Raw genomic sequence first — 2,796 nt, forward strand, 5'->3', positions numbered from 1 at the left:
CCATGCATCCCGCAAGCCACTTGCCCAGTCTGGTTTTGTCGGGAGCAAACCCCACGAGTTCAGATCGTCACTCTTGGCAAAATCGTTCGGCGCCGGGATCTGCTGGGGAGCAGGCTTTAGCTGGTCGGGCTCTCCGCTCGCGCGCAATGCTTTCCAGAAAGGTGTAAAGACCTTGTATGGCTCACCTTTTTGCGTGGTAATCGCCCAGGGTTCTCTGAGCAGGCCCGCGTTGAAGCTGCGCGCCTCTATGCCTTTGCCTTTCAGCGCTGTTTTTATTTTTTCATCTCGCCTCGTTGCCCATGGCTCATAACGCCGATTCCAATAAACGCTCGTAGCGCCCGTTTCAGATATAAGCTCGTTGATGACAGCTTCTGCAGGGCCGGTCTTCAGGATGAGCCTGTTACCGCATGCTTCGATCGCTGAGGAGAGAGCGGACAAGGAGCCATGGAGCCACCAGCGTGAGGCGCCACCCGGCGACCATTCGCCAGCGTCAGCGTCAGCGTCATCGCAAATGTAGACTGGTATGACTGGGCGCCCGATCGCGACGGCGGCATCAAGGGCCGGATTGTCGGCGAGGCGGAGGTCACGGCGGAACCAGAGGAGAGTTGTCATTTGCTAAACCACCTCATTCCTCGTGGGTTCTACCTAATGATGAATGACTGTTGGTGAGGGATTCGAGAAAGGTCCCCGCTTCGTTCAAGTAATTCCTTTTCTTCTCCGAGGACCATTTCGCAAGTGTGCGATAAGGCATCGCCATGCGGGGATTTTTATCAAGATGAGCTTGGTTGTGAATCAAGAACGCCCAATAGAGGTAATTGAACGGGCATGCCTTCGGCCCAGTCTTCTTCTTTACATCGTAGGCACAACCTCCGCAAAAATCTGACATGCGGTTGATGTAAGCGCCTGAAGAAGCGTAAGGTTTGGATGCCATCTTGCCGCCGTCGGCGAATACGGCCATGCCCAGCGTATTTGGCATCTCGACCCACTCGACAGCGTCGGCGTAAACAGCGAGATACCAGCGTTCGATCTCCCTCGGAGCTACGCCCGCAAGCAACGCGAAGTTTCCCGTTATCATCAGCCGCTGAATATGGTGAGAGTATGCGGTCTCGCGGGTGCTTTTGATTGCTTCGCTTAGGCATCGCATATCAGTCTCACCGGTCCAGTAAAATCCCGGCAGGGGCCGGCTGGCGCCTAACGCATTGGCATCGGCATAATTTGGCATCATCGTCCAATAGACCCCGCGGACATATTCCCGCCAGCCCAATATCTGACGAATGAAACCCTCGGCGGCGTTGATCGGTACCCGGCCTGCGCGCCAGGCATCTTCGACCGCGGAGCAAACTTCACGCGGTGACAGCAGGCCGAGATTTAGGGATGGCGCAAGTAGAGAATGGTAGAGAAAGTTCTCGCCCGCCTTCATAGCGTCTTGGTAATCGCCGAACCACGGCAGGGCATTGGCTATGAAATCCTGCAATGCCTCCAGTGCCTGGGCACGGGTCACCGGCCAACTGAATGTATCGAGTGTGCCAAAATGCTCGCCGAAGCGCTGTGCGACGAGCGCCATGACCTCACGCGTCGTAGTGTCGGGCGCGAAGCGAAGTCGTTCTGGAAGGGAGGCGTCGGTTGGCAAGCTCTTGCGATTTTCCGAATCAAAATTCCATGCCCCGCCCTCCGGCTGATCGCCGTCCATCAGAATCTGATGTTCTCGACGCATTTCGCGGTAGAAATGCTCCATTCGCCAGCTGCGTCGGCCATTGGCCCAGGCAGCGAACCTTTTACGGCTCGCGAAAAAGCGACGATCAGAACGGATTTCGACGGACATGCCGGTGAGAGCTTCCCAGCTTTTGGCCATCGCCTGGACGCGCCATTCCGAAGGTTCGGTCACCACAATGCGGCTCGGGCGATGCCGCGCAACCGCGCGTCGGATCTCGGTTGTGAAGCTGCCGGTATTGTCAGACTCGTCGAGGCCTACATAGTCGACTGTCAGACCGCGGTGGCGAAGCGTCTCGGCGAAGTGGCGCATCGCCGCCAGCACCAGTACTATTTTCTGCTTGTGATGCCCGACGTAGGTGTTTTCTTCCATCACCTCCATCATCAGGACAACGTCACGGCGTGGATCGAGGTCGTCCAGCGCGGACAGGTCCAGAGACAGCTGGTCGCCGAGAATAATTCTCAGGACATTCATGACGAGGCGAGTCCACGTTCCGACGCAGGGCAGGGCGGCGCAGCGCGGCAGCGCTCCGAGCAGTATTTCACGTTCACCCAGTCGCGCGCCCATTTCTTGCGCCAGACGAAGGGCCGACCGCAAACCACGCAGAGCTTAGTCGGCAGATCAGTCTTGCGACGCATCCCAGCCATGGGGTCACCAAGGCACCGGCTGGCCGCGCCAGTCGAAAAACCCGCCGTTGGCATCCGCCGTGAGTTGATCGATAACGGCGAGCAGATGTCGAGCCGCCACAGCTGGAGAATGAACCTCCAACCCAGTCGTCGCGAACGGAGCGGATAGCGCCGTGGCAACCGTCCCGGGATGCAAGGCGGTGCAAAGTGCGTCCTGAGATCGACGTGTCAATTCAACAGCCGCTGTCCGAACCAGTTGATTGAGAGCGGCTTTCGAAGCCCGGTAGGAATACCATCCACCTAGCCGATTGTCGTCGATGCTTCCGACCCTGGCAGAAAGTGTTGCGAAGACGGCTTTACCCGACCGCGGCAACCGCGGCAGCACATGCTTCATGATTAGCGCGGGCCCGATCGCATTCAGCGCAAAGGCGCGCGCGAGATTGGCCGCATCGAGTTGCC

At 58.2% G+C, this 2,796-nt stretch carries 4 protein-coding genes; all 4 read right to left on the reverse strand.

Annotated elements, in window-relative coordinates:
* Positions 1–612 (reverse strand): deoxyribodipyrimidine photo-lyase (locus tag AC221Y_RS22875; protein ID WP_486708591.1); only part of this gene is annotated, 612 nt, incomplete at its 3' end.
* Positions 613–625: 13 nt separating this feature from the next.
* Positions 626–2,185, reverse strand: coding sequence for a cryptochrome/photolyase family protein (locus AC221Y_RS22880; protein WP_486708592.1), 1,560 nt, complete (start codon positions 2,183–2,185; stop codon positions 626–628).
* Positions 2,182–2,412 (reverse strand): DUF2256 domain-containing protein, encoded by a 231-nt coding sequence (locus AC221Y_RS22885; RefSeq protein WP_486708593.1) that lies wholly within the window; start codon positions 2,410–2,412, stop codon positions 2,182–2,184. The genes AC221Y_RS22880 and AC221Y_RS22885 overlap by 4 nt, the downstream gene beginning before the upstream one ends.
* Positions 2,363–2,796 (reverse strand): SDR family oxidoreductase (locus AC221Y_RS22890; RefSeq protein ID WP_486708594.1); only part of this gene is annotated, 434 nt, incomplete at its 5' end. The genes AC221Y_RS22890 and AC221Y_RS22885, both read right to left, overlap by 50 nt.

It is taken from the genome of Boseongicola sp. (assembly GCF_057460485.1).

What these genes read in the sequence shown, in the direction of transcription:
- AC221Y_RS22880 (WP_486708592.1), bottom strand. Translation starts at nt 2,185, where the DNA reads ATGAATGTCCTGAGAATTATTCTCGGCGACCAGCTGTCTCTGGACCTG.
- AC221Y_RS22885 (WP_486708593.1), bottom strand. Translation starts at nt 2,412, where the DNA reads ATGCCAACGGCGGGTTTTTCGACTGGCGCGGCCAGCCGGTGCCTTGGT.